General features: G+C 65.9%; 28 protein-coding genes and 1 tRNA gene. 10 read left to right on the top strand and 19 right to left on the bottom strand.

The annotated features are described in order from the left end of the window. Positions 1-55 precede the first annotated feature (55 nt). The 6 genes from ACN9M2_RS01140 to ACN9M2_RS01115 form a co-directional block, all read right to left on the bottom strand. Complete coding sequence (locus ACN9M2_RS01140; protein ID WP_426286364.1) at positions 56-490, bottom strand: phosphotransferase; 435 nt, start codon at positions 488-490, stop codon at positions 56-58. Beyond that, positions 465-2,804 carry an MMPL family transporter gene (locus ACN9M2_RS01135; RefSeq protein ID WP_426286363.1) on the bottom strand — a complete coding sequence of 780 codons (2,340 nt, stop codon included), beginning with the start codon at positions 2,802-2,804 and terminating at the stop codon, positions 465-467. Before ACN9M2_RS01135 ends, ACN9M2_RS01140 begins: the two co-directional genes overlap by 26 nt. Next, positions 2,786-3,430, bottom strand: coding sequence for a LolA-related protein (locus ACN9M2_RS01130; protein ID WP_426286362.1), 645 nt, complete (start codon positions 3,428-3,430; stop codon positions 2,786-2,788). The genes ACN9M2_RS01135 and ACN9M2_RS01130 overlap by 19 nt, the downstream gene beginning before the upstream one ends. Next, positions 3,354-4,301 (bottom strand): acyltransferase, encoded by a 948-nt coding sequence (locus ACN9M2_RS01125; protein WP_426286361.1) that lies wholly within the window; start codon positions 4,299-4,301, stop codon positions 3,354-3,356. The genes ACN9M2_RS01130 and ACN9M2_RS01125 overlap by 77 nt, the downstream gene beginning before the upstream one ends. Beyond that, positions 4,298-4,612: a hydroxymyristoyl-ACP dehydratase gene (locus tag ACN9M2_RS01120; protein WP_426286360.1), complete on the bottom strand. Its 315-nt coding sequence runs from the start codon at positions 4,610-4,612 to the stop codon at positions 4,298-4,300. The genes ACN9M2_RS01125 and ACN9M2_RS01120 overlap by 4 nt, the downstream gene beginning before the upstream one ends. 106 nt (positions 4,613-4,718) lie before the next feature. Next, positions 4,719-4,991 carry a phosphopantetheine-binding protein gene (locus tag ACN9M2_RS01115; RefSeq protein WP_371023650.1) on the bottom strand — a complete coding sequence of 91 codons (273 nt, stop codon included), beginning with the start codon at positions 4,989-4,991 and terminating at the stop codon, positions 4,719-4,721. A 181-nt stretch (positions 4,992-5,172) separates the two neighbouring features. On the opposite strand from ACN9M2_RS01115, the gene ACN9M2_RS01110 reads away from it, so the two are divergent. Continuing rightward, positions 5,173-6,159, top strand: coding sequence for a pteridine-dependent deoxygenase (locus tag ACN9M2_RS01110; protein WP_426286359.1), 987 nt, complete (start codon positions 5,173-5,175; stop codon positions 6,157-6,159). A gap of 130 nt (positions 6,160-6,289) precedes the next feature. Here the strand turns inward: ACN9M2_RS01110 and glmU are convergent, their stop codons facing one another. The 12 genes from glmU to queD all read right to left on the bottom strand — a co-directional run bounded on the left by glmU (position 6,290) and on the right by queD (position 16,880). Next, positions 6,290-7,669, bottom strand: a complete 1,380-nt coding sequence (gene glmU, locus ACN9M2_RS01105; protein WP_426286358.1) for a bifunctional UDP-N-acetylglucosamine diphosphorylase/glucosamine-1-phosphate N-acetyltransferase GlmU — start codon at positions 7,667-7,669, stop codon at positions 6,290-6,292. Positions 7,670-7,736: 67 nt separating this feature from the next. Next, a complete protein-coding gene (locus ACN9M2_RS01100) occupies positions 7,737-8,813 on the bottom strand; it encodes a DUF748 domain-containing protein (RefSeq protein ID WP_426286357.1) in 1,077 nt (358 codons plus the stop codon). Positions 8,814-8,936: 123 nt separating this feature from the next. Further along, complete coding sequence (locus tag ACN9M2_RS01095) at positions 8,937-9,362, bottom strand: F0F1 ATP synthase subunit epsilon (protein ID WP_426286356.1); 426 nt, start codon at positions 9,360-9,362, stop codon at positions 8,937-8,939. Between the two features lie 39 nt (positions 9,363-9,401). Next, the gene (gene atpD, locus ACN9M2_RS01090) at positions 9,402-10,814 is read right to left on the bottom strand and encodes a F0F1 ATP synthase subunit beta (RefSeq protein ID WP_426286355.1); all 1,413 of its coding nucleotides are present in this window, start codon (positions 10,812-10,814) and stop codon (positions 9,402-9,404) included. A 70-nt stretch (positions 10,815-10,884) separates the two neighbouring features. Further along, positions 10,885-11,793: a F0F1 ATP synthase subunit gamma gene (gene atpG / locus ACN9M2_RS01085; protein WP_426286354.1), complete on the bottom strand. Its 909-nt coding sequence runs from the start codon at positions 11,791-11,793 to the stop codon at positions 10,885-10,887. 74 nt (positions 11,794-11,867) lie between these two features. Beyond that, on the bottom strand, positions 11,868-13,418 hold the full coding sequence (gene atpA, locus ACN9M2_RS01080) for a F0F1 ATP synthase subunit alpha (RefSeq protein WP_426286353.1): 1,551 nt from the start codon (positions 13,416-13,418) through the stop codon (positions 11,868-11,870). A 57-nt stretch (positions 13,419-13,475) separates the two neighbouring features. Next, positions 13,476-14,009, bottom strand: a complete 534-nt coding sequence (locus ACN9M2_RS01075; RefSeq protein ID WP_426286352.1) for a F0F1 ATP synthase subunit delta — start codon at positions 14,007-14,009, stop codon at positions 13,476-13,478. 2 nt (positions 14,010-14,011) lie between these two features. Beyond that, positions 14,012-14,482 carry a F0F1 ATP synthase subunit B gene (locus tag ACN9M2_RS01070; RefSeq protein ID WP_426286351.1) on the bottom strand — a complete coding sequence of 157 codons (471 nt, stop codon included), beginning with the start codon at positions 14,480-14,482 and terminating at the stop codon, positions 14,012-14,014. 82 nt (positions 14,483-14,564) lie between these two features. Then, positions 14,565-14,852 (bottom strand): F0F1 ATP synthase subunit C, encoded by a 288-nt coding sequence (gene atpE / locus ACN9M2_RS01065; RefSeq protein ID WP_139978979.1) that lies wholly within the window; start codon positions 14,850-14,852, stop codon positions 14,565-14,567. Positions 14,853-14,934: 82 nt separating this feature from the next. Then, positions 14,935-15,774, bottom strand: coding sequence for a F0F1 ATP synthase subunit A (gene atpB / locus ACN9M2_RS01060; protein WP_426286350.1), 840 nt, complete (start codon positions 15,772-15,774; stop codon positions 14,935-14,937). A gap of 2 nt (positions 15,775-15,776) precedes the next feature. After that, a complete protein-coding gene (locus tag ACN9M2_RS01055) occupies positions 15,777-16,142 on the bottom strand; it encodes an ATP synthase subunit I (protein WP_306848233.1) in 366 nt (121 codons plus the stop codon). Between the two features lie 384 nt (positions 16,143-16,526). After that, positions 16,527-16,880 carry a 6-carboxytetrahydropterin synthase QueD gene (gene queD, locus ACN9M2_RS01050; RefSeq protein ID WP_426286349.1) on the bottom strand — a complete coding sequence of 118 codons (354 nt, stop codon included), beginning with the start codon at positions 16,878-16,880 and terminating at the stop codon, positions 16,527-16,529. A 211-nt stretch (positions 16,881-17,091) separates the two neighbouring features. Between queD and ACN9M2_RS01045 the strand changes: the two genes are divergently transcribed. After that, entirely contained in the window at positions 17,092-17,709 is a 618-nt protein-coding gene (locus ACN9M2_RS01045; RefSeq protein WP_426286348.1) for a response regulator transcription factor, read from the top strand. Between the two features lie 54 nt (positions 17,710-17,763). On the opposite strand, the gene ACN9M2_RS01040 is transcribed toward ACN9M2_RS01045, so the two are convergent. Then, positions 17,764-17,840 (bottom strand) — tRNA-Met (locus ACN9M2_RS01040). A gap of 161 nt (positions 17,841-18,001) precedes the next feature. On the opposite strand from ACN9M2_RS01040, the gene ACN9M2_RS01035 reads away from it, so the two are divergent. From ACN9M2_RS01035 to ACN9M2_RS01000, 8 genes are all read left to right on the top strand, one after another. Further along, positions 18,002-18,544 carry an RNA pyrophosphohydrolase gene (locus ACN9M2_RS01035; RefSeq protein ID WP_371023638.1) on the top strand — a complete coding sequence of 181 codons (543 nt, stop codon included), beginning with the start codon at positions 18,002-18,004 and terminating at the stop codon, positions 18,542-18,544. 67 nt (positions 18,545-18,611) lie between these two features. Continuing rightward, positions 18,612-18,824 carry a (2Fe-2S)-binding protein gene (locus ACN9M2_RS01030; protein ID WP_371023637.1) on the top strand — a complete coding sequence of 71 codons (213 nt, stop codon included), beginning with the start codon at positions 18,612-18,614 and terminating at the stop codon, positions 18,822-18,824. A 104-nt stretch (positions 18,825-18,928) separates the two neighbouring features. Further along, a complete protein-coding gene (gene bfr / locus ACN9M2_RS01025; RefSeq protein ID WP_072323582.1) occupies positions 18,929-19,408 on the top strand; it encodes a bacterioferritin in 480 nt (159 codons plus the stop codon). 112 nt (positions 19,409-19,520) lie between these two features. Beyond that, positions 19,521-20,264 carry a DUF6776 family protein gene (locus ACN9M2_RS01020; RefSeq protein ID WP_426286347.1) on the top strand — a complete coding sequence of 248 codons (744 nt, stop codon included), beginning with the start codon at positions 19,521-19,523 and terminating at the stop codon, positions 20,262-20,264. Next, the gene (locus tag ACN9M2_RS01015) at positions 20,251-20,685 is read left to right on the top strand and encodes a bactofilin family protein (protein WP_426286346.1); all 435 of its coding nucleotides are present in this window, start codon (positions 20,251-20,253) and stop codon (positions 20,683-20,685) included. Before ACN9M2_RS01020 ends, ACN9M2_RS01015 begins: the two co-directional genes overlap by 14 nt. 31 nt (positions 20,686-20,716) lie before the next feature. Further along, positions 20,717-21,100: an iron-sulfur cluster insertion protein ErpA gene (erpA, locus tag ACN9M2_RS01010; RefSeq protein WP_426286345.1), complete on the top strand. Its 384-nt coding sequence runs from the start codon at positions 20,717-20,719 to the stop codon at positions 21,098-21,100. 13 nt (positions 21,101-21,113) lie between these two features. After that, the gene (nudC, locus tag ACN9M2_RS01005) at positions 21,114-22,100 is read left to right on the top strand and encodes an NAD(+) diphosphatase (protein ID WP_426286344.1); all 987 of its coding nucleotides are present in this window, start codon (positions 21,114-21,116) and stop codon (positions 22,098-22,100) included. Positions 22,101-22,152: 52 nt separating this feature from the next. Beyond that, positions 22,153-23,019 (top strand): beta-lactamase induction protein, encoded by an 867-nt coding sequence (locus ACN9M2_RS01000; protein WP_426286343.1) that lies wholly within the window; start codon positions 22,153-22,155, stop codon positions 23,017-23,019. Position 23,020: the final 1 nt, after the last annotated feature.

The following is a 23,020-nucleotide window of genomic DNA, read 5'->3' as shown; positions in this document are numbered from 1 at the left end:
GTAGCGGTCAGGCTCCTCATCAGTCCCCTTTCAAGCAGCCCCTCCGGGCCGACCGTCATCCCGCCGGATGAATGACCGCGGCGCGGCCAGAGGCGATCTCGTGCCCTTCGTGCTCGATGCGGAAGGTGTACTGCGCGCCGCCCTCGTCGGCCATCAGGCATTGGGCATGCACGTCGATCACGCCCGCCAGCATGTCGACCCGCTGCACGGCCAGTTTCACCCCACGCAGACTCACCAGCATCCCCGGGCGGGCTTCCGTCGCGCCTCGTTCGCGAGCCAGCAGCGCACCGTGAACGGCCATCGCCTGTGCGCCGTATTCGGCAAGATGGACGGCATGCAGTCCTTCCTCACCCCGTAACGGATGCGACATCGACACGTGGCTCGTGCTGATCGCGTGGATCGACGACGCATCCCACGCCAGTACCCCGTCGAGCAGGCACATGTCGCCCGCGTGGGGCACCAGGTCAATGAAATCGGTCTTGGCGAGCATGCGGTGCCATCAGGATGGAGAGACAGAAATGGAAGGCGACGCCGAGCGATACCGTGAGGCCGATGGCACGCAACACGGGGATCGACGACCACGCGAGCATGCCGAACACGAGCAAGGCGGAAATCACGCACACGACGGTCGCATGCAGGGTACGCCGTTGCTCGGCGGGATCGCCCGTGTCGCGTTCGAAGAACAACGCATAGTGCAGCCCAAGGCCGGCGGCGAGGATCAGGGCCACGAGGTGGAACAGCGATATCGGGATGCCCACCACGCGCTCCACGGCCAGCACGAGGAAGGTGGCCAGCGTCATGGGCGCCAGCACGTGCCATGCGCGTCGCACGCTGCGCAGGGCCAGGGTGATCGTGACGAGCAGCAACAGCGTCGCCGCGAGCAGCGCGTGCAGGATGCGTGTCCGGTATTCCGCCACCAGCGACTCGGAGGCATCCTTGAGATCGAGCAGGCGCGCATTCGCCCCCGCCGATGCCACGGCCGCGGCGATGGCCGCCGCGTCGTGCACGCCGCTCAACGCGGACAGGCCCACCCAATGGTCGCCGCGCGGCACCAGCATCGCCGCGAGCCGCTGTCCGAGGGGTGAGCGGGCGAACACGTCCGGCGCGAGCAAGGGGGCGCTACGCGCCGTTTCCACGTCGTCCACGAAGGGTGCGAAGAGGTCCTTGCGGAACGGCATGCCGTCGAGCGCGCCATCCAGCGCCGCGTCCAGCGTCGCGCGGTCCGGCAACTTCGCCTGGCGCGCACGCTGCGTCGCCAGGTCGGGGAGATAGATCGACGGCAGTTCGAACCCATCGAGCGTCTTCGCCGCCACCTGTTCGCGCAGGCGCGGCTCGAGCTTCGCCGACGCCGCGAGCACGCCATCGGCCGAGGGGGCCTGCACGACCAGCAGGTAACGCACATCCGGCGCGCCCAGTTCGCCGCGCAGGCGCGCGTCGGTCATCAGCAGGTCGCGCGGCAGAGGTGTCAGCGCCGACAGGTCGTTCTGCCAGAACGGCCCGGGGGCGAACGCGAGCATCGCCACCGCGGCGGCCGCCACGGGAATCGGCAGCCATCGCGGACGGGGCAAGCCATCGAGCCAGCCACGGAAGCGGGCCAGTCCCGGCGTATCGGCCACGTCACGTGCACGCTCGGGCAAAAGGTAGGGCAGCGCGTAACGAGTGGTGAATCCCGCGGCCAGCAGGCCCGTGATGGTGAACACGGCGAGTTGTTTCAGGCCTCCCACGCCGGAAGCGTAGAACGCGAGGTAGGCGATGCACGCCGAGGCGATGGCGGTCAGCAGGAGTGGCCACAAGCCTCGCACGCTCGCCACCGCGGACTCGCCCGCGCGACGATGGCTGAGCAGGCGGATGGGGTATTCCTGCGCCACGCCGAGCAAGGTGAAGCCGAAAGCCAGCGTGATCCCGTGCACTTCGGCGAAGCACAAGGTCATGACGGCGATGCCGGCGAGCGCGCCGGTCGCCACGGGCAAGGCACCGAAGACGAGGCTGCTGACGCTGCGGTAGGCGGCGAGCATCAACACGATGAAGCCGATGGTGGAAATGCGGCCGATCCAGTCGGCCTGGTCGCGCGTCTGCGCATTGACCACCACCGTGAAGTACCCCGGACCGCTGATCGTCAGATGCGAGCCGGCGTGGTCCGGCAATGCCGCGAAGGCGGCGCGCAAGTGGCCGATCGCCTCGTCCTGGGCACCGGGATCGAAGCCCGCGCCGCGCGTCTGCGCCAGCAACAGCGCCTCGCCGCGCGAAGAGAACCAGACGCCTTCGCGCACGTCGGGCGAACGTACCGGCGTCCAGCGCTCGGCGAGCTTCAGGGTTTCCAGCGTGGGATCGCGTGGCAACAGGCCCTTGAGCAACGTGGCCGCCGGCGAGCCCAGGTCGTCAAGGCGTTGTTGCAGCTGGTCGGCGAGATAGTCCTCGTCCAGCGCCTGCGTATCGAGTGTCGGCGACAGCAGGAACCGGTAAGGCATCAGGCGGGTGTCGAGCATGCCGAGATCGAAGTCGCCGTTGACCACCTGCGTGAAGACGGAATCCTTGCGCAAGGCGGCAGCCAGGCCCCGGCTCAACGCAGCTTTGGTGACATCGTCGCCGCCGTCGATCGCAACGAGAAGCAGGCGCGACCCGGGACCTTCGCCGACCTGGTCCATGAGCAGCTTCTGGTCCGGAGTCGTCGGCGCCGGCATGAAACTGCGCAGGTCCGTGCCCACCTTCAGTTGCGTGAAGACGACCGCGCCCAAGGCCGCGAGCGCGGCCAGCCAGGCGACGAGGATGCCAAGGCGTGCGCCCTTCACATCGCGCCGCCGCACTGCGCGATGAGTCCTTCGCGGGTCGGTTCGGCAGGCATCTTCGTGGCGAGTTCGCCGAGCAGGTCGATCGAGGTGTCGCCATCGCTCTCGTCCATGCGCATGCAACGCGGCACGTTGCCGCTGCCGTACACATGGATGCTGGCGATCTGCTTCGCGATCCGCGGATCGCGCGGGGTGAGCGTCAATTGCCAGCGATCGGCATCGCGCCCCAGGGCGATCTCGAAGGACTCGCCCAGCCGCGAGGGGTCGCCCGCGAGCAACGCGACGAAGCTGTCGAGCAGTACCTTCAGCTGCGGCGCGCGCTTCAGCGAGAAGCTTCGCGGCTTCTTGCCTTCGCGTTCCTGGGTGACCTCGCCATCGGCGATCGTGGAGGTTTCCTTCATCGGCGTGTCGACGCGACGCTCCAGGCGATCGCCGCCTAGCCAGGCCAGCTCGCCCGATACCACCAGGGGCTTGTCGAGCACACGCATGAAGCGCGCCTCGGCGAAAGCGGTGCGTGCGGGTGCGGGCCGGTTGAGGCTCGCGACCAGCGCCCTCGCGGCGTCCGCGTCAGGCGTCGGAGTGGCGAGGCACGTGAGCGGCAGCAGCAGGCTCGTCAGCAGGGCCAGTTTCTTGCCAGAAGTCATAGAAATTGAACCAGTTGAAGGGATACAGGCGTGCATAGTGCTCTACGCGCGCCGCATAGCGGGCGACGACGGCTTCGAGGGCTACCGCGCGCTGCGCGCGGGGAATGTCGACACCATCCGAGAACGCTTCGAAGATCAGACGGTAACGGTTGCCGCCCAGATAGATGCCCATGCACAACACCACGGGAATCTTCAGCGCGGACGCGAGCAGCCACGGCCCCACGGGGAACGGCGCAGGCGTGCCGAGGAAGGGCACCCGGCAGGTCGACTCGCCCTGGTGCCCGCGGTCGGCGAGCAGCGCGACCATGCCGCCCTGTGCGGCCCCTTCGGCCATCGCCAGCGCGACGGAGGCACCGCCGCGGGAGGCATCGATCACCGCCGCGCCGACCTCCGGCGCGAGCGCTTCGAGGACGGTGGTGAGCGCCGGGGTCTTCTGTTTGTCGAGCACGACGCGCAGCGGCACGTCCGGCCGGCGTGCGCCGAGCGCGCGCAAGGCTTCGAAACTGCCCTGGTGCGAACCGATCAACAGCACGCCGCGGCCACCATCGATGCAACGGTCGAGATCGGCCAGGCCTTCCACGTCGACGACGAAATCGCGTTCGCCATGGGCGAGGAAGAACATGCGATCCAGCAGGGTCGCGGCGAACATGTGGATATGGCGGAAGACGTCGTAGCCAGTGATGGGACGTCCCAGCACGCGCGACAGGTACGCACGCGAGGCGGCGCGTTCGTCGGCACGACGCAGGAAGAAGTACAAGGCGATCGGATAGAGCAGCACGCGGGCCACGCCGCGGCCGAGCTTCAGCGCGATCGTGCGAATCAGCCAGATGGCGAACAAGCTGCCGCCTTCGCGTTGCTTCCAGTGACTCATGCCATGCCCTCGAGCGTGCCTCGCGCGAGGACCTCCGCCGCACGGTGGATCGTGAAGCGGAAACGGACGGCGTCCACCGCGACGAGTTCGATCTGGGCATCCTCGCCGGGCAGGAGAGGCGCGAGGAACTTGGCATCGATGACCTGGCTCACGACGAGTCCGCGCCACTCACGCAGCGCGGTGGCCGCGGCCTCGAGCAGCAGCACGCCGGCGACGATCGGCCGGCCCGGGAAATGACCGGCGAAGCTGGGGTGTGCCGCGTCGAAACGCAGCGGGCGCACACAGGGTGCTATATCGGTCGGATCGGTCATCGGTATCTCCGGAGCACGATCGGGGCCATACCGGCGATAGCGGTTCTCGCCCGGCCGTCCAGGGCAAAGCAGAGCACGCCCCGGGCAAGTGCGACCTGAACGGCGGTCAGGCCGCGGCGCGGTGCTGTTCGATATGCTCGGACAGCGTGCGCAGGCTCGTGAAGATCGTCCGGTTATCCGGATTGTCGGATTTCAGCTGGAACCCGTATCGCTTGGAGACGGCAAGGGCGATTTCCAGCGCGTCGATAGAGTCCAGGCCCAGCTCGCCGCCGAACAAGGGCGCCTCGGGATCGATGTCGGCGGGCTGCACCGATTCGAGATTGAGGCTGGTGACGATGAGTTCGGCGAGTTCGTGCTGTGCTGCGGTCTGCGTTGCCATTGGTGTTTCCAGGTCCTGGATGTTCCTGCCTCCCCCCGGATGGCAGCGGCCGCGGAGTTTAACACAGGGGTCTTTGGCGCCGCTTAGGACGGTGTTCAGGCTGATGAATCCAACCCGCGTTCACGTTCCCCGCTGACGCCGGGGCGATATCATGCTCCGAACGCGCAGGACGGAAGACTCGATGCTCCCAGGAAGTGAAATGCGAGAGCGGAATCCGCTCTCGGCCCCTCCCTCGCCACGGGTGGGCTACCGGTCCCCGTCCGGGGCCTTGTCACCCTCCACCCTGGCGGCCTTCGGCTTCGGCGGCGCGGCCCCCGCCCATGACGATCCCCGGTGGCTACGCGTCGCACTGGAGCCATTGGGCGATGCCCCTGCCGAAGTGTGGGAAGTGGACGGCGAGGTGAACTTCGGCCGCGAAGGCGACCTGCGCTGGTCACGCGGCGGCGGCTGGCTGTACGCCGCGGTGGAGTGCCACGAGGACGCCCATGGCGGGCCCGAAGGCGCGGCGCGGTACGCGTATGGGTTGCTGTCGCGCTTCGTGGCCACGGCCGACGAACGGCATGTCCAGCGCATATGGAACTACCTTGGCGCGATCAACGCGGGTAAGGGTGACGACGAGCGGTACAAGCACTTCTGCACCGGACGGATCGGCGGCATGGGGGAGATCTTCGCTCAGGGATTTCCCGCTGCCACGGCGATCGGGCACCACGCGGATACTGGGCTTCTGCAGGTCTACCTCCTCTCGACGGACCGTCCCGGCACGCGCGTGGAGAACCCACGCCAGGTGAGCGCATGGCGTTATCCGCGCCAGTACGGACGTACCCCGCCGAGCTTCGCGCGCGCCACGCTGTTGCCAGCCAACGACGTGCTGGCGATATCCGGCACGGCGGCGGTGGTCGGTCACGCCTCGGCGCATGCGGGCGACATCGACGCGCAGCTGGCGGAAACACTGCGCAACCTGGAGACGTTGCTGGATACCGGCGGCATGCCGCGTGGATTCGGTCCGCACGCGCCACTGAAGGTTTACGTACGGCGTCCCGAAGATGAGGAGACCGTGCGCGATTTCGCCGCGACGCACTTCGCGGACGCTCCGTTGTTGCTCGTGCACGGTGATGTCTGCCGTGCGGAGTTGCTGGTGGAAATCGACGGCTGGCGCTACCGCGGCTGATATCGCCGACAGGGTCGGCTCCCACAAAGCCCGGCTCCCACCCGCTCGACGCCCACCAAGCCCGGCTTCTGGAGAAGCCCGGATACCGGAGACCCGATGCCTGGCGGGAGCCGACCCTGTCGGCGATGCTCTAGCCCTTCTTCGTCGGCCGGTGCCAACCCTCGATCGTGCTCTGGCGCGCACGCGACAGGGTCAGCGCGTCCGGCGGGGTGTCCTTGGTGATGACCGACCCCGCACCGATGGTCGATCCCGCGTGCAACGTCACGGGCGCCACCAGCGCGCTGTTCGAGCCGACGAAGACATGGTCCTCGATCGTGGTGCGGCTCTTGTTCACGCCATCGTAGTTGCAGGTGATGGTACCGGCACCGATGTTCACCTTGCTGCCTATGACGGTATCGCCGAGGTAACTCAGGTGGTTCGCCTTGGAGCCTTCGGCGATCCGCGCGTTCTTCGTCTCGACGAAATTCCCGATATGCACGCCAGCGGCGAGATCCGTCCCGGGGCGCAGGCGCGCGAAGGGGCCGATCGTGCACGGCCCGTGCGTTACCACGCCATCGAGGTCGCAATGGGCGAGCACGACGGTACCGGCGGCAAGCTTCGCGTTGCGCACCCGGGTGAAGGGACCGATGCGCACGTCGTCGCCCAGTTCCACCTCGCCCTCGAAGATGACGTTGACGTCCACTTCGACGTCACGCCCAACGCTGACCTTGCCGCGCACGTCGAGGCGCGAGGGGTCCACCAGGCGCACTCCCTCCAGGGCCAGCCCACGTGCGCTTCGCTCGCGGTAGAGGGCTTCCAGGCCGGCCAACTGCCAGGGATCGTTGGCACCCGAAGCCTCGACCGCGTCGCAATCCACGCAGGCCGCCGGTGTGTCTTCAGCCGCGGCCATTTCGAAGACGTCGGTGAGGTAGTACTCGCCCTGCGCATTGCCGTTGCCGAGCCGCTGCGTCCACGCGAGGAGGCGCGCCGCATCGGCGGCGACGATCCCCGTATTCACCAGGTCGATGGCGCGCTGCGCCGCGCTCGCATCCTTTTCCTCGACGATGTGCCGGACCTTGCCTGCGGCGTCGAGCACCACGCGCCCATAGCCCCGCGGATCGGCGAGACGGGTCGCCAGCATGGCCAGGCCGTCATCGGCAGCCACGAGCGCAGCCAGCGTTTCGGCGCGGATGAGCGGCACGTCGCCATAAAGGACGAGCACGCGGCCCTCGAGCTTGCCTGCCGCCTGCATGGCCTCCAGCGCGGTGCGCACGGCGTGACCGGTACCCAGGCGTTCGCGCTGCTCGATCCAAGCCAGCGAGGTATCGGCCGCGAAGGCATCGCGCACCTGCTGCCCGTGATGGCCGTACACCACGTGTATGCCCGCGGGGTCCAACGTACGGGCGGCATCGAGTACATGAGCCAGCAAGGGCCGCCCTGCGAGCGGCATGAGCACCTTGGCGGTCGCGGACTTCATCCGCTTGCCCTCGCCCGCGGCGAGGATCAGGACATGGAGTGGCTTGACGGTCATGGGCACGCTTGCCTGCCGGTAAGGGAGGGCCGCACTTTCGCGCGTTTACGTCGCCGTGCCAAGTCGGCTAGTCGTCCTTCGGCCGCTCGGTCAGGTGCTCGAGGTTCGGCTTGTACGCCTCGATGAAGGCGTTTCGCAGGATGCCGAGGATCGCTTCGCCCGCGGAGACGTTCTTGTCGTCGATGGTGCCCGAGATCGGGACGCGCGTCGCGAACTGGTCCTTGGACTGGTTCTTGAATATCTTCGTGACCCCTTCGGCAACCACCTCATAGGCGAGCTTCAGAGGGTTCTTCTTGTCCTGTTCGACATCCTGCTTCCAACTGAAAATCTGCAAGCCGTGGAACAAAGGCTTGGCATATCCGCTGAGGCGGCGGTCCCTGGCTTGCAATTCCATGAAGAAATCCCCCTCACCTCCCGCGAAATCGAGTCCGGAGTAGGCACGGGCGAGATCGTTCGCCTTCACCAGCTTGATGTCGCGAACGCTCAACTCATAGTGGAAGTCACCCAACCGCTCCAGCGGGTCGAACTCCGCCCGCGTTTCGAGGGGCGCGTCACCGAGTACTTTCGCGGTGGCGTGCAGGTGCGCCACGCGCGATCCTCCCTCGCGTTGCACGTTCGTGAGGTTGGTCGCCGTGCCATTGACGTCGGTCATCTTCAGGTCCACTTTCGGACTCGAGACGAAGTTGCGGAAAGTGATCGTGCCGTTGAACACGTTCACCTCGTCGAGCTGCGTCGGCACCAGGGCGCGCAGTTGCGCCCGCCAATCCACGCCCTTACCCGTCTGCGTGTCGCCCTCGCCACGGCCGTCGACGAAGTTAACCACGGGCTCGTGGAAATCGATCTTTCCGCGAATATGTCCTTTCGCGATCGCCCGCCAACTGAGCGAGATATCCGCACGCGCCGTATCGAACAGCGGCACCGGCACCTTGCCGTCCACCTTGGTGACGGTCAGCCTGTCGATGGAGTAGGCGCCACGCCAGAGATGGATGTCGATGTCGGAGATATGCCCCGAGTAAGCACCCATGCGGGACAGGCGGCCGTTGAGGTAGTCGAGCACCACATACGGCAGGGCGAGCCGCGCCGCGATGAGCACGACGGCGACTACACCGATGATCCAGAGGCTGCGACGGTAATGGATACGCATGATGCGACTGTGATGACGTAGTCATCGAGTGTTGCGCCACCGTAGTCATTTTCGGATGAAGACGGCCTCCATCCAAAAAAAAAGCCCCTCCTGGGAGGGGCTTCCTTGATTGGTGTTCGCCGGTCAGTGCTTGAGCGTCTTGCGCATGCGTTCGAGCGCCTGGAGCTGGGCCAGCGCCTCTGCCAGCTTGGCCTGGGCTTCGGCGACGTCCATTTGCGGACCCCGGTTGGCCAATGCGGCCTCCGCCTCTTCCTTTGCCTTCAGGGCGGCCGCCTCGTCGAGGTCGGCCGCGCGGGCCGCCGTGTCGGCGAGGATGGTCACGACCTGGGGCTGCACCTCGAGGATGCCGCCGGAGACGTAGAACTGCTGGCGATCGCCGTTGGCGGCCACCACGTCCACGTGGCCGGGTTTCAGGCGAGTGATCAGCGGGGCATGACGCGGCGCGATGCCCAGCTCGCCAAGCTCACCGGTGGCGACCACGAGCGTGGCTTCGCCGGAGTAGATCTCGGCTTCGGCGCTGACGATGTCGACGCGGATGGTATGGGTCATGGGCTGGTCTTCCGTTGGTCGAGGATGGGGAAAGAGGGCTTACGCAGCCTTCTTCGCACCCATCTCTTCGCCCTTCTTGATGGCTTCGTCGATGCCGCCGACCATGTAGAAGGCCTGTTCCGGCAGGTAGTCCAACTCGCCGTCGAGGATCATCTTGAAGCCGCGGATGGTTTCCTTCAGCGCCACGTACTTGCCCGGCGAGCCGGTGAACACTTCGGCCACGTGGAACGGCTGCGAGAAGAAGCGCTCGATCTTGCGGGCGCGCGACACGGCTTCCTTGTCTTCCTGCGACAGTTCGTCCATGCCGAGGATGGCGATGATGTCCTTCAGTTCCTTGTAGCGCTGCAGCGTCATCTGCACGCGGCGCGCGGTGTCGTAGTGCTCCTGGCCGATAACGGCCGGGTCCAGCTGGCGGCTGGAGGAATCGAGCGGGTCCACCGCCGGGTAGATACCCAGCGAAGCGATGTTACGGCTCAGCGTCACGGTCGCGTCCAGATGCGCGAAGGTGGTGGCCGGCGACGGATCGGTCAGGTCGTCCGCGGGAACGTAGACGGCCTGGATCGACGTGATCGAACCGGTCTTGGTCGAGGTGATGCGCTCCTGCAGGACGCCCATTTCCTCGGCCAGCGTCGGCTGGTAACCCACGGCCGACGGCATGCGGCCGAGCAGCGCGGACACTTCGGTACCGGCCAGCGTGTAACGGTAGATGTTGTCGACGAAGAGCAGGACGTCCTTGCCCTTGCCGGTCTCGTCCTTCTCGTCACGGAAGAACTCGGCCATGGTCAGGCCGGTCAGGGCGACGCGCAGGCGGTTGCCCGGCGGCTCGTTCATCTGGCCGTACACCATCGCGACCTTGTCGAGAACGTTGGAGTCCTTCATCTCGTGATAGAAGTCGTTACCTTCACGGGTACGCTCACCCACGCCGGCGAACACGGACAGACCCGAGTGCGCCTTCGCGATGTTGTTGATGAGCTCCATCATGTTGACGGTCTTGCCCACGCCGGCGCCGCCGAACAGGCCGACCTTGCCGCCCTTGGCGAACGGGCACATCAGGTCGATGACCTTGATACCGGTTTCCAGCAGCTCGCTGGCGGCGGCCTGTTCGTCGTACGACGGGGCTTCGCGATGGATGACCCACTTTTCCTGCTCGCCGATCGGACCGGCTTCGTCGATCGGGTTGCCCAGGACGTCCATGATGCGGCCGAGCGTGGCCTTGCCGACCGGCACCTTGATGCCTTCGCCGGTGTTGCGGGCGACGAGGTTACGGCGCAGGCCGTCGGTGGAACCGAGCGCGATGGTGCGCACGATGCCGTCACCGAGCTGCTGCTGCACTTCGAGGGTGATCTCGGTGCCGTCGATCTTGAGTGCGTCGTAGATCTGCGGGACCTGGTCGCGCGGGAATTCGACGTCGACGACCGCGCCGATGATCTGAACAACTTTACCCTGGCTCATGGAATGCTCCGGATGAATCTTCTTTAGGTTCTGTAGCGGCGCCGCTTTCGCGTCGCCATGGCTTGTTCGGTCAGACCGCGGCGGCGCCGCCGACGATTTCCGAGATTTCCTGGGTGATCGCCGCCTGGCGCGCCTTGTTGTAGACGAGCGTCAGTTCGCCGATGACCTTGCTGGCGTTGTCCGACGCGGCCTTCATGGCGACCATGCGCGCGGCGTGCTCGCTGGCGAGGTTTTCCAGTGCCGCCTGGTACACCACCGACTCGATGTAGCGCGTCATCAGGTGCTCGAGCACCGTGCGGGCGTCCGGTTCGTAGATGTAGTCCCAGTCGTGCGTCTGCTCGACCTTCACGCCCTCGGACGTCTTGCCTTCCGTGTTCTCGAGCTCCGTGGCCACCAGCGACAGCGGCAGCAGGGCGTCGATGCTCGGCTTCTGCACGATGGTGTTCACGAAGTCGTTGTAGACGAGGAAAACGCGGTCGAGCTTGTTGTCCGAATACGCATCGAGGACGACCTTGATCACGCCGATCAGGTCCTCGAGCTTGGGCTTCTCGCCAAGATGCGTGGCCGAGCCGATCAGGTTCACGCCCTTGATGCGACGGAAGAACTGCACGGCCTTCTGGCCGATGGCGACGACGTCGACCTCGGCACCCTTGCCCTGCCACTCGCGGATCGAGGTCAGCGTGCGACGGAACAGGTTGGAGTTGAGGCCGCCGGCGAGGCCGCGATCGGTCGACACCACGATGAAGCCCACCCGCGCGACGTTCTCGCGTTCGGTGAGGAACGGATGGGTGAAATCGGTGCTGGCCTGCGCGACATGCGCGATGACCTTGCGCATCAGACGCGCATACGGGCGCGAGGCCTTCATCAGGTCCTGCGCCTTGCGGATCTTCGACGCCGAGACCATCTGCAGCGCGCCGGTCACCTTGCGCATGTTCTGCGTGCTTTTGATCTTGGTTTTGATTTCGCGGCCGCTAGCCATGGCTTACTCGTCTTTGAAAGGTGTCGCCAGCTCGCGGGGCCGGCCTTTCGGCCTGCGCCCCGCGCGTTTCGCTCTTACCAGCTACCGGTCTTCTTGAACTCGTCGGCGGCGGCCTTGAAGGTCGCCTCGATGTCCTTGTCCCAGTCGCCGGTCTGGTCGATCTTCTTCATCAGGTCGCCATGGTTCTGGCGCATGAAGGCGTGCAGGCCCTTCTCGAACGCCAGCACCTTGTTGACCGGCAGGTCGTCGAGGTAGCCCTTCTCGGCCGCGTAGACCGACACGCCGAGTTCGGCGATCGAGAGCGGCGAGTACTGCGGCTGCTTCATCAGTTCGGTGACGCGCTGGCCGCGGTCGAGCTGCGCGCGCGTGGCGGCATCCAGGTCCGAGGCGAACTGCGCGAACGCCGCGAGTTCACGGTACTGCGCGAGGGCGAGCTTCACGCCGCCGGACAGCTTCTTGATGATCTTGGTCTGTGCGGCACCACCGACGCGCGACACCGAGATACCGGCGTTCACGGGCGGACGGATACCGGCGTTGAACAGATCGGTCTCGAGGAAGATCTGGCCGTCGGTGATCGAGATGACGTTGGTCGGAACGAACGCGGACACGTCGCCGGCCTGGGTCTCGATGATCGGCAGCGCGGTCAGCGAACCGGTCTTGCCCTTCACTTCGCCGTTGGTCATCTTCTCGACGTACTCGGCGCTGACGCGCGAGGCGCGCTCGAGCAGGCGCGAGTGAAGATAGAAGACGTCGCCCGGATAGGCTTCGCGGCCCGGCGGACGCTTCAGCAGCAGCGAGATCTGGCGGTAGGCCACGGCCTGCTTGGAGAGGTCGTCGTACACGATGAGGGCGTCTTCGCCGCGGTCACGGAAGTACTCGCCCATGGCGCAACCGGAATACGGTGCGACGTACTGCAGGGCGGCCGCTTCGGAGGCCGAGGCGACGACGACGATCGTGTTGGCCAGCGCGCCGTTCTCTTCCAGCTTGCGCACGACGTTGGCGATCGAGCTGCGCTTCTGGCCGATGGCGACGTAGATGCACTTAATGCCGGAGTGCTTCTGGTTGATGATCGCGTCGATGGCGACGGCGGTCTTGCCCGTCTGACGGTCGCCGATGATCAGCTCGCGCTGGCCGCGGCCGATCGGGATCATCGAGTCGATGGACTTGTAGCCGGTCTGCATCGGCTGGTCGACCGACTGGCGCCAGATGACGCCCGGGGCGACCTTCTCGACGGGGCTGGTGCCCACGGCGTCGATCGGACCCTTGCCGTCGATCGGGTTGCCCAGCGCGTCGACGACGCGGCCGAGCAGGCCCGGGCCGACCGGCACTTCGAGGATGCGGCCGGTGGTCTTGGCGGCATCGCCTTCGCGCAGGTGCTGGTATTCACCGAGCACCACGGCGCCGACCGAGTCGCGCTCGAGGTTCAGCGCCAGGGCGAACGTGTCGTTCGGCAGTTCGATCATTTCGCCCTGCATCACGTCGGCCAGGCCGTGGATGCGCACGATGCCGTCGGACACGCTGATGATCGTGCCTTCGTTGCGTGCCTCGGCGCCGAGCTTGAACTGCTCGATGCGGGTCTTGATCAGCTCGCTGATCTCGGACGGATTCAGAGTGGTGCTGGACATGGTCGGTTCCTTGGGTCGCGCCGCTCTCACGGCACCCGGTGGTATGAGAAGCTCGTATCAGTGCGTCAGCGCGCTGGCCAGCCGTTGCAGGCGGCCTCGCGCCGAACCGTCGATGACCTGCTCGCCCGTGTCGATGACGACACCGCCGAGCAACGCCGGATCGACGTGCGTATCCAGTTCGATCTCGCGCTTGAAGCGGCGCTTCAGCGAGGCACGCAGCTGTTCAGCCTGCGCCGTGTCGAGATCCAGTGCGCTCGTGACCTTGACCTTCAAGGTCGACTCCGACTCATGCTTGTAGTCGTCGTAGAGCGCGGCGATTTCCGGCAACAGCACCATGCGGCCGTTCTCCGCCAGCTCCGCGAGGAACTGGCCGAACGGCGCATCGGCCGCCACGCCGGGGGGCAGGTGCAGCGCGACCAGTTGGGTCGGCAGCACGCGTGGATCGTTACCGAGGCCGGCGACACGCGGGTCCACCGCGACGGCGGCCGCGAAGTTCAGCGCCGCCAGCCATTCGGCAAGCGAACCCGACGCATGCGCCACTTCGAAAGCGGCGCGTGCGTAGGGACGAGCGAGGGTGAGCGCCTGGGCCATGATCAGATCTCGGCAGCGAGCTGGTCGAGCAGGGCCTTGTGAGCCGCCGGATCGATCTCGCGCTGGACGATCTTCTCGGCGCCACGGACGGCGAGCGCGCCAACCTGCTCGCGCAGCTGCTCACGTGCACGCTGGGCCATCGACGCGATCTCGTCCTGGGCCTGGGCCTTCAGACGGTTGATCTCGCTGGTGGCTTCGGCGCGAGCCTTCTCGAGGATCTGGTTGCCCTGCTGCTGGGCCTTGTCGATGATCTCGGTGGCCTGCAGGCGGGCCTGCTTGATCTCGACGGCGACCTTGGCATCGGCATCCTTCAGCTCGGCACGAGCACGCTCGGCCGCGGCGAGCCCTTCGGCCACCTTCTTCTGGCGTTCTTCGATGGCACCGTTGAGCTGGGGCCAGATGAACTTGGTGGTGAACCAGACCAGGATCGCAAAAGAGATCATCTGGCCCAGGAAGGTCATGTTGATTTCCATGATCTCTCCAAAGACTCCGAACGCTTGGGTACTGACGATCGCCGTGACCCCGGGGGATCACGGCGACAAGACGAACGGCTGCTTAGCCGCCGACCGCGGCGCGCACGACACCGACCAGCGGGTTCGAGAACGCGAAGAGCAGGGCAACGGCCAGGCCGATGATGAACGCCGCGTCGATCAGGCCGGCGAGCAGGAACATACGACCCTGGAGCAGCGGAACCAGTTCCGGCTGGCGAGCGGCCGACTCGAGGAACTTCGAGCCCATGATGGCGATACCGAGACAGGCGCCGAGCGCGCCGAGACCGATGATCACGCCGATGGCGATGGCGGTCATGCCCTGGACGTGGGCGAGAAGCGAGGCGAGTTCCATGGTGTTCTCCTGGGATATACGAATAGCGAAAGGGTGGAAACGAAACGGTTCGGGATTGAAGTTCTAACGTCGGTGCGGTGAGTTAGTGGTGTTCCCGCGCGGTGGCGATGTAGACGATCGTGAGCATCATGAAGATGAACGCCTGCAGGGCGATGATCAGGATGTGGAAGATCGCCCACGCCGTGTTGAACACGACGCCAGGCACGAAGCTGATCCAGCTCACCATCAGACCGGCAATCAGCATGAACACCAATTCGCCGCCGTACATGTTGCCGAACAGTCGCATGGCGAGCGACACCGGCTTGGACAGGGTTTCGACGACGTTGAGAAGGAAGTTCGGGATCACCAGCACGAGCTTGGCGATCGGGTTGTTCGCATGGAACGGGGCCGTGAGCAGCTCCTTGCCGAAGCCGAAGCCACCCTTGGCCTTGATGCCGTGGCCGATGACGATGAACAGCACCGCGACCGACAGGCCCACGGTGGTGTTGATATCCGCGGTGGGCACCATGCGGAAATAGGTGTGGTGAGCGGCTTCGTCACCGGCGAAGGTGTGCACCAGCCAACCGGCGAGGTCGACCGGCAGCAGGTCCATCGCGTTCATGAGGAACACCCACATGAAGATCGACAGCGCCAGCGGCGTCACCGTGCGGCGGTCGCCATGGAAGGTGTCCTTCACCTGCGTGTCGACGAACTCGATCGCCAGCTCGACCAGGGCCTGGCCCTTCGATGGCACGCCGGACGTGGCCTTGCGCGCGAACAGCCAGAACCACAGGCAGAACGCCGCGCCGAGGACGAACGAAACGATGATCGAGTCCGCGCGGAGGTTCCAGAACCAGAAATGATCGGCGCTGAAATTCACCGTCATGTGGTTCAGATGGTGCTGGATGTATTCGGTCAGACCGCCTTGCGGTTCGCTCGCCATGCTCAACCCTTGAATCTGAATGCAAATACGTTGACCGCGTAGCCGGCCACCAGTCCCACCAACGCGGGCAAGGGTGGCAGCTTCCACTGAACCAGGATGAGCGCCAGTCCGCCAATGAGGACGATCCAGCGAAGGATCATTCCCACGAGGAACCTCATGAACGTCGCCCCCGCTCCACCCAGCGCGCTGAACGCTCGCGCGGCAAGCAGCGCGGTAGCGATGGCGACGACCAGGGCACCCCCGAAGGCGGCCAGCGCGGCTGGACGACCCTGCAGGGAAAAAGCGAGTCCCGCTATGACAGCCACCACCAGCTGCGCGATGACGATGCGCATGGCGAGGTGACGACCGGCTGCAAGACTGTTGAGCAACGCGAGGCTCCCGTGGTTTCGCTCGAAGGCGGCACCAGATGGTTCAACGGGCCACGGTTTAATCTGGAAAAGTATACCAGTGCCGTAAACGACGGGACAAGCGACGAAAGGCCATAACCACCCGCCGGCGCGACCATCCGTCGCGTCGTTGGCGAGGAGACGCGGTCGGTCAGGCCCGGGCGGGGCGGCCTGCCAATGCGCCGGCCGACGTAGTCACCCATACGGTCGCCATCTCCCCGACGCATCGGGCAAGTTGGGCGTAACCGTTTACATGGGACATCGCGGCAACCGTTGGGGAACGGGGAGTGCCGGAGTGTAGACCCGCCCCGGACGAGGCGGCAACCACGAATTGTTGCGTCGACAGGTTTTGCTTGGAGCCTTGGCTCAGGCGGAGTATTCGGCGCCGGAGGTACAGGTCTCGTGCACCACGACCTTCGCCAGGCCCGGCACGTCCGCCCGCAGGCGTTCGAAGATCCAGCGTGCCAGGTTTTCGCTGGTCGGATTCTCGAGGCCCTCGATGTCATTGAGGTAATGATGGTCGAGGCGATCGTAGAGCGGCTGGAAACGCGCCTTGAGGTCGCCGAAATCCATCACCCAGCCCAGCACAGGGTCCGTCGGACCCTCGACATGCAGTTCGATGCGGAATGAATGGCCGTGCAGGCGCGAACACTTGTGCCCTTCGGGCACATTCGGCAAGCGGTGGGCCGCTTCGATGTTGAATGTCTTGAATATGCGCATGGGGACGGCGTCTTTCGCGAAGGACCCCGCATTGTAGCGGAGGGCGTGCCGGCGCCCCCGTGGAAGTGGTATTCACGACGGATGTCGCAGTTCGGCATATCCGCGCCCATGATTCATGGACTTTTCATCGGGAAACGGTTGCAGTGGTAACTACAACGGGCGAAGCGAGGGGGCTTCGCCGACTTCCCACGCGTACATTCAGGAGGCATCGATGTGCCTTGCTAGTGATTCGCTCGACGGCTCGCACACCTGCGGGCTGGCCGAGGAAGTATTCGCCGCCTTGCCCTGGCCCTGCGTCGTCTGGCGCCACGAAGGCGGTCGCGCCGTGATGGTCAATGCGGCCTTCCAGCGCGAATTCGGCATGACCGCGAGGGGACGGGCCGGACCGGCATGGCTGGAGGAGCACCTCCATCGCACCGACCACGCGGACGAGTTCGTCTTTCGCGACCGGCATGCGCCTCCCCGCCGCTATCGACTCACCCGGCAACTGCTCGACGTGCCGCCCGCGGCCTTCCACGCGGTCTTCCTGATGCCTCTTCCGGACGATGAACCCGGTAGCGAGGAACCGGCGGCGAACGTCTTCGCCAGCCTCCGTCCCGACGTCTCGCTGACCCGCCGCGAGTCGCAGGTGTTGGACGGGATCATGGGCGGCAAGCTCAACAAGGTCATCGCCAGCGAGTTGAACATCAGCCCGAAGACCGTCGAACTGCACCGCGCGAACCTGATGGCCAAGCTGCGCGTGCACAATGTGGTCGAGCTGGCACGGGCCGTTCTGGATACGCCACCGCGCGTCGAGGATCTTCCGCTGGTGGAACGCGAGGCATCCTGATTCGAACGTCGGGACAAAGAAAAAGGCCGCGCCCATGAGCGCGGCCTTTTGCATTGGTGGCTAGAGGCGGGCTCGAACCGCCGACCTCAGCATTATGAGTGCCGCGCTCTGACCAGCTGAGCTACCTAGCCATGGAACCTGGTCGTTCACGGGCGGACCCGCGAAGGCCGGGCAGTTTAATCGGCGTGGGCCTCCCGTTCAAGTAGCGCCTTGCCCGCGCTTCTCGCGCTGTGGTTGAATCGGGCGCATCGAGCGCCTCTCCGGAAGCGCCGAACTGGTTCGTGGAGGGCGGATGATCGACGCTGATGGCTATCGACCGAACGTGGGGATCGTGCTCCTGAACGGAGACGGTCGCCTGTTCTGGGCGCGCCGCGTCAATCGTGACGGCTGGCAGTTCCCCCAGGGCGGCATGCGCAGCGACGAGACACCGCTGGAGGCCATGTACCGCGAACTGGAAGAGGAAACCGGCCTGCTCGCCCAGCACGTGGAAGTGCTGGCGGAGACCCGAGGCTGGCTGCGCTACCGGCTGCCGAGCCGTTTCGTGCGCCATCACCAGCGACCCACCTGTATCGGCCAGAAGCAGGTGTGGTTCCTGCTCCGCCTGAAGTGCGGCGAGGACGCGTTCCGCCTGGATGCCTGCGAGAAACCCGAGTTCGACCTGTGGCGCTGGGTCGACTTCTGGTATCCGGCAAACCACGTGGTGAACTTCAAGCGGCAGGTCTACGAGCGGGCGCTGCGCCAGTTCGCTCCCACCGTGGAGACCGTGTGCTCGGTGACGGTGGGCACCTGCCCCCAGCAGGCCGAAGCGGAGCGGCTGGCTCGCGGCGGAGAATGAACGGACGCCCGCCGCCGGGAGCGCCTTCACATTCGCGTAGTTGACAATCGTTCGCATTCGCGTTCGAATGCGCGCCATGTACATCTGCATGTGCAATGCCGTCACCGACCACGCCATCCGCCGCGCCGCGGCCGAGGGTGTCGAATCCTTTGCCGAGCTCCAGGCTCGCACGGGCTGCTCGGACTGTTGCGGGGCCTGCGAGTCTGAAGCCCGCCAGTGCCTGCGCGAGGCGGTCGCGGAAACGCGTTCCGTGCTCACCTTCCTGCCTTCCCCGGCCTGACGCGCGCGCGTCCATTCGCGGACGCAAACCACCTTCATTCTCGTTACGTCATGCCCCCGCCGGGCCACGTATAGTCGTGCCCTGCACACTCAGGGAGACCCCTCATGAAGGGCGACGCGAAGGTCATCGAATACCTCAACAAGGTCCTCTACAACGAGCTGGCCGCGATCAACCAGTACTTCCTGCATTACAGGATGTTCAAGGACTGGGGCTACAACGAACTCGCCAAGCACGAGTACGAGGAGTCGATCGAGGAGATGAAGCACGCGGACAAGCTCATCGAGCGGATCCTCTTCCTCGACGGCCTGCCGAACCTCCAGCACCTGGGCAAGCTGCGCATCGGCGAGAACGTGGTCGAAGCCCTCCAGGGCGATCTCGACCTTGAGATGCTGGCCACCAAGGATCTGCGCGAAGCGATCGCCTACAGCGAAGGCATCCACGATTTCGTCAGCCGCGACCTCTTCAAGTTCATCCTGGGCCAGGAAGAGGAGCACATCGACTGGCTGGAAACCCAGTTCAGCCTGATCTCCGACATCGGCCCCGAGCGGTACATGCTCAGCAAGGTCGGATCGCTCCACGATTGATCGAAGGCCGCCGCGAGGCGGCCTTCTCCGTTATGGGGAACGGTTCCTTGACCGTGGGGGAAGACGGGGGATATACCATCGGCGTCTTCACGTCTTCTCCACGGTATCGTCCATGGCTTCACGCCCACCGCCGCGTTTCGTCGTGCGCTCGCTCGACGAAACGGTCAGCGAGCGCCGCAAGCGCCTCGTCCTGACCGGTGCCTGGGCGCTCAGCCTGGTGCTGGTGGCCGTGGGCACCTGGTTCGCGGCGGTCCGTGGGCCTGTCGCTGTCTCCGATCGCGGCGGCGTTCGCCAGCTCGCCGCCGATAACGAAGACCTCCGCCAGCAGCTGGCCAACCTGCAGCGCTCCGCGCAGGTGGCGGACATCGCGGCGAAAGAACTCAAGCGCAACATGGCCGAGCGCGACGAAGAGATCAGCGGCCTGCGCACCGACCTCGCCTTTTACTCGCGCCTGGTCGGCGGCGGTGGCCAGCGCGATGGACTGAAGATCCAGGGTGCCCGCACCGCGCCGGTAAAGGGCACGGCGAACGCCTGGAACCTGATGGTCACGCTCACCCAGAACGCGCGCCGGGGGGAATTGGTGAAAGGCTCACTGAAACTGGCGATCGAGGGCATCCAGGACGACAAGGTCACGACGCTCGAGGGCGCGGCGCTCGGCCAGGGTGCGCAGACGACGGGACTCCCCTTCTCCTTCAAGTATTTCCAGCAGATCCAGGGCAGTTTCACCTTGCCGGCGGGCTTTAAACCCACCCGCCTGCGGCTGGCCGCCGATATCACCGGCGACCAGTCCGTCACCGGCACGGTGGCGTGGACCGATGCCCTGCGCAACGACGAGGCCAACGATGTTCAGCAATAACCGGAAGAACCAGGCTCCCGCCGTGGGCGCGGCCGCCACAAGCCTTATCGCCCGCGGCGTCACCCTTCGCGGCGACGTCCTGTTTAGTGGTGCTTTGCACCTGGACGGAACGGTGGAAGGCTCGATCCATGCCGACCCTTCCGGGGACGGCGTGCTCACGATCAGTGAGACGGGCCGTGTCATCGGGCATATCGAGGTGCCCCAGGCCGTGATCAATGGCGGCGTCACCGGCGACATCGACGTCGCGGAGCGCCTGGAGCTGGCTCCCCTGGCCCGGGTGGAGGGCGACGTGCGCTACCAGGTACTGGAGATGGCGGCCGGCGCTCAGGTCAACGGCAAGATGGTGCACCGGGCCCCGCAGACGGTTCGCCAGTTGGCCCAGGCGGCGATCGAGGCCGCCCCGGTCCTCAGCGAGGCTTGACCTGACACGGAACGGCGCCATTATGAGCAGCATGAATAACCCATTCCCCATGGCCCCGAGTTCGGCACCGGACTATCGGTCCGCGGGCGCGCCGCTCGTCTTCACCGAAGCCGCCGCCCGCAAGGTGCACGAGCTGATCGAAGAGGAAGGCAATCCGGGCCTCAAGCTCCGCGTGTATATCAGCGGCGGCGGCTGTTCGGGTTTCCAGTACGGTTTCACCTTCGACGAGGAGCAAGCCGAGGATGACTTGGCCGTGTCCCGCGAAGGCGTGACGCTGGTGGTCGATCCGCTCTCGCTGCAATACCTCACCGGCGCGGAAATCGACTACGCCGAATCGTTCAGCGGTTCGCAATTCGTCATTCGCAATCCCAACGCGAAGACCACCTGCGGCTGCGGCTCTTCGTTCAGCGCATGACTGGTCGGTGGGCGTGAGCGTCGAGCAGGAGCGGGACAAGGCGGTCGCCAGCCGCGCCCGCGAGAACGTCTTCGCCGGCATCGACATCGACCGCATGGCCGAGCGGCGTGACGACCGCCTGTGGGTCGAGGAAACGGAACGCTCGCCGGATACGCGTTTCCTCGTACTCGACAGTGAAGGCCAGGCCTTCGTCCAGGCGGAGGCGGATATGCCGCACTGGATGACACCGGCGATGCGTTCCGAGCGCTTCGGCGACCTGCCGTCCACCTTGCTCGGCCTGGCTAACGGCAGCGCCTGGTTCACGCTCGTCGTCGACGAAGCGCACGCCGAACTCTTCGTTTCCCTGACCGGCGCGCGGCGCATGTCGTTGCGTGAGGCCGGACTGATCCTTCCGGCCTTCGAAGCCGGCCTGTTCGCCTATGCGAAAGGCATCACCCACTGGCAACGGCAGACCCGGTTCTGCAGCCAATGCGGGTCGCCCACCCTGGTCGTGGCCTCGGGTCACCGCGTGCAATGCACGAACCCCGACGGCCCGCACATGCATTTCCCGCGTACCGATGCCGCGATCATCGTGATCGTGGAAGACGGCGACGCCTGCCTGCTCGGTCGCCAGCGCGGATGGCCGCCCGGTCGTTACTCCACGCTGGCCGGCTTCATCGAACCGGGCGAATCGCTGGAAGACGCGGTCAAGCGAGAGGTGCGCGAGGAGTCCGGGGTGGAAGTGTTGCGCGCCACCTATCACTCGTCGCAACCATGGCCGCTGCCCGCCTCGCTGATGGTGGGTTTCACCGCGACCGCCAGAACGCGCGAAATCCACCTGCGCGATGACGAACTCGAGGATGCCCGCTGGTTCACCGTCGACGATATCGTCCAGGGCATGACCTCGGGCTCGCTCGGCGTGCCGCCGCCGCTCTCCGTGTCGTACCGGCTGATCGAACACTGGCTGGGCCTGCGCGGCGTGCACCTGGATGAACTGGTCGCCTACGCGTCTCGCCGCTGACGGCGATGCTTCGCCTACAATCGGGGCAACGACTCGCGGATTCCCCGACACCATGGCTCTACGTCTCCTCGCCGTCCTCATCGCCCTCGTCGTCGCCTGGAGCGTCCCGCAGCTGGCCCGCTGGCGCGACGATCGCTGGTTTCGCCATTGGGTGAACCGGCTGGGCGATACGTCCGGACCGGGGCGCGTCGCCGTGGTGCTGCTGGTGCCTGTCGTCGCATGCGCCATTCTCGCGGGCATCCTGCGCTCCCTGCCCTTCTTCGACCTGGGCTGGCTCGCCTTCGCGGTGATCGTGCTCGTCTACGCCCTCGGTCCCCGTGAGATCGAGGCCGACATCGATGCGATCCTGCGCGCGCCGGACGCCCTGCGCCGGGACGAAGCCATCGCCGCCCTGCGCCACGACGACGCGCCGCTGACATGGTTCGCCCCCGTCATGGTCGAAGCCGCGTTCTATGGCGCGCTGCGCCGGCGTTTCGGCGTGTTGTTCTGGTTCTTCCTGCTCGGTCCCGCCGGCGCGCTCGGCTATCGCCTTGCACAAATCCTCGGCCGCGAGGCCGCCCTCGCCCTCGATGCCGCCACGCGCAACGCCGCGCGCCGTGTCGCCGACGCGCTCGATTGGATTCCGGCCCACCTGATGGTCTTCGCCATGGCACTGGTGTCGGATTTCGACGCCGTGATGGGCGCCTGGAAGCAGTGGCATCACACCTCCGGCAGCCCACGCTCCCGTCTCGAACCCGACTTCCTCGGCGCCGTCGCGCGCGCGGGCGTCGATGCGGACGTGGAGGCCGGCGATGGTTACGTGCAGGATGTGAGCGACCCGATCGCTGAACTGGAGGACGCCCGGCGTGTCATCCGGCGCGTATTGATCGTCTGGCTGACCGTGGTCGCGGTGATCGTCCTGGCCGCCTGGTTCGCCTGAT

It is taken from the genome of Luteibacter sp. E-22 (genome assembly GCF_049913125.1).
Classification (GTDB): Bacteria; Pseudomonadota; Gammaproteobacteria; order Xanthomonadales; family Rhodanobacteraceae; genus Luteibacter.
The sequence above is the reverse complement of the archived record's forward strand: the minus strand, read 5'-3'. Positions and strand labels throughout refer to the sequence as shown.

Excerpts from the sequence above, each read along its gene's own strand:
- ACN9M2_RS01020 (WP_426286347.1), top strand. The coding sequence starts at position 19,521 with ATGGCTTCACGCCCACCGCCGCGTTTCGTCGTGCGCTCGCTCGACGAA.
- ACN9M2_RS01130 (WP_426286362.1), bottom strand. The coding sequence starts at position 3,430 with ATGACTTCTGGCAAGAAACTGGCCCTGCTGACGAGCCTGCTGCTGCCG.
- ACN9M2_RS01095 (WP_426286356.1), bottom strand. The coding sequence starts at position 9,362 with ATGACCCATACCATCCGCGTCGACATCGTCAGCGCCGAAGCCGAGATC.
- erpA (WP_426286345.1), top strand. The coding sequence starts at position 20,717 with ATGAATAACCCATTCCCCATGGCCCCGAGTTCGGCACCGGACTATCGG.
- ACN9M2_RS01120 (WP_426286360.1), bottom strand. The coding sequence starts at position 4,612 with ATGACCGATCCGACCGATATAGCACCCTGTGTGCGCCCGCTGCGTTTC.
- ACN9M2_RS01035 (WP_371023638.1), top strand. The coding sequence starts at position 18,002 with ATGATCGACGCTGATGGCTATCGACCGAACGTGGGGATCGTGCTCCTG.
- ACN9M2_RS01140 (WP_426286364.1), bottom strand. The coding sequence starts at position 490 with ATGCTCGCCAAGACCGATTTCATTGACCTGGTGCCCCACGCGGGCGAC.
- ACN9M2_RS01110 (WP_426286359.1), top strand. The coding sequence starts at position 5,173 with ATGCTCCCAGGAAGTGAAATGCGAGAGCGGAATCCGCTCTCGGCCCCT.
- atpB (WP_426286350.1), bottom strand. The coding sequence starts at position 15,774 with ATGGCGAGCGAACCGCAAGGCGGTCTGACCGAATACATCCAGCACCAT.
- ACN9M2_RS01075 (WP_426286352.1), bottom strand. The coding sequence starts at position 14,009 with ATGGCCCAGGCGCTCACCCTCGCTCGTCCCTACGCACGCGCCGCTTTC.
- ACN9M2_RS01000 (WP_426286343.1), top strand. The coding sequence starts at position 22,153 with ATGGCTCTACGTCTCCTCGCCGTCCTCATCGCCCTCGTCGTCGCCTGG.
- atpG (WP_426286354.1), bottom strand. The coding sequence starts at position 11,793 with ATGGCTAGCGGCCGCGAAATCAAAACCAAGATCAAAAGCACGCAGAAC.
- glmU (WP_426286358.1), bottom strand. The coding sequence starts at position 7,669 with ATGACCGTCAAGCCACTCCATGTCCTGATCCTCGCCGCGGGCGAGGGC.
- ACN9M2_RS01030 (WP_371023637.1), top strand. The coding sequence starts at position 18,612 with ATGCGCGCCATGTACATCTGCATGTGCAATGCCGTCACCGACCACGCC.
- ACN9M2_RS01125 (WP_426286361.1), bottom strand. The coding sequence starts at position 4,301 with ATGAGTCACTGGAAGCAACGCGAAGGCGGCAGCTTGTTCGCCATCTGG.
- ACN9M2_RS01070 (WP_426286351.1), bottom strand. The coding sequence starts at position 14,482 with ATGGAAATCAACATGACCTTCCTGGGCCAGATGATCTCTTTTGCGATC.
- bfr (WP_072323582.1), top strand. The coding sequence starts at position 18,929 with ATGAAGGGCGACGCGAAGGTCATCGAATACCTCAACAAGGTCCTCTAC.
- atpA (WP_426286353.1), bottom strand. The coding sequence starts at position 13,418 with ATGTCCAGCACCACTCTGAATCCGTCCGAGATCAGCGAGCTGATCAAG.
- queD (WP_426286349.1), bottom strand. The coding sequence starts at position 16,880 with ATGCGCATATTCAAGACATTCAACATCGAAGCGGCCCACCGCTTGCCG.
- ACN9M2_RS01015 (WP_426286346.1), top strand. The coding sequence starts at position 20,251 with ATGTTCAGCAATAACCGGAAGAACCAGGCTCCCGCCGTGGGCGCGGCC.
- ACN9M2_RS01115 (WP_371023650.1), bottom strand. The coding sequence starts at position 4,991 with ATGGCAACGCAGACCGCAGCACAGCACGAACTCGCCGAACTCATCGTC.
- atpD (WP_426286355.1), bottom strand. The coding sequence starts at position 10,814 with ATGAGCCAGGGTAAAGTTGTTCAGATCATCGGCGCGGTCGTCGACGTC.
- ACN9M2_RS01100 (WP_426286357.1), bottom strand. The coding sequence starts at position 8,813 with ATGCGTATCCATTACCGTCGCAGCCTCTGGATCATCGGTGTAGTCGCC.
- ACN9M2_RS01045 (WP_426286348.1), top strand. The coding sequence starts at position 17,092 with ATGTGCCTTGCTAGTGATTCGCTCGACGGCTCGCACACCTGCGGGCTG.
- atpE (WP_139978979.1), bottom strand. The coding sequence starts at position 14,852 with ATGGAACTCGCCTCGCTTCTCGCCCACGTCCAGGGCATGACCGCCATC.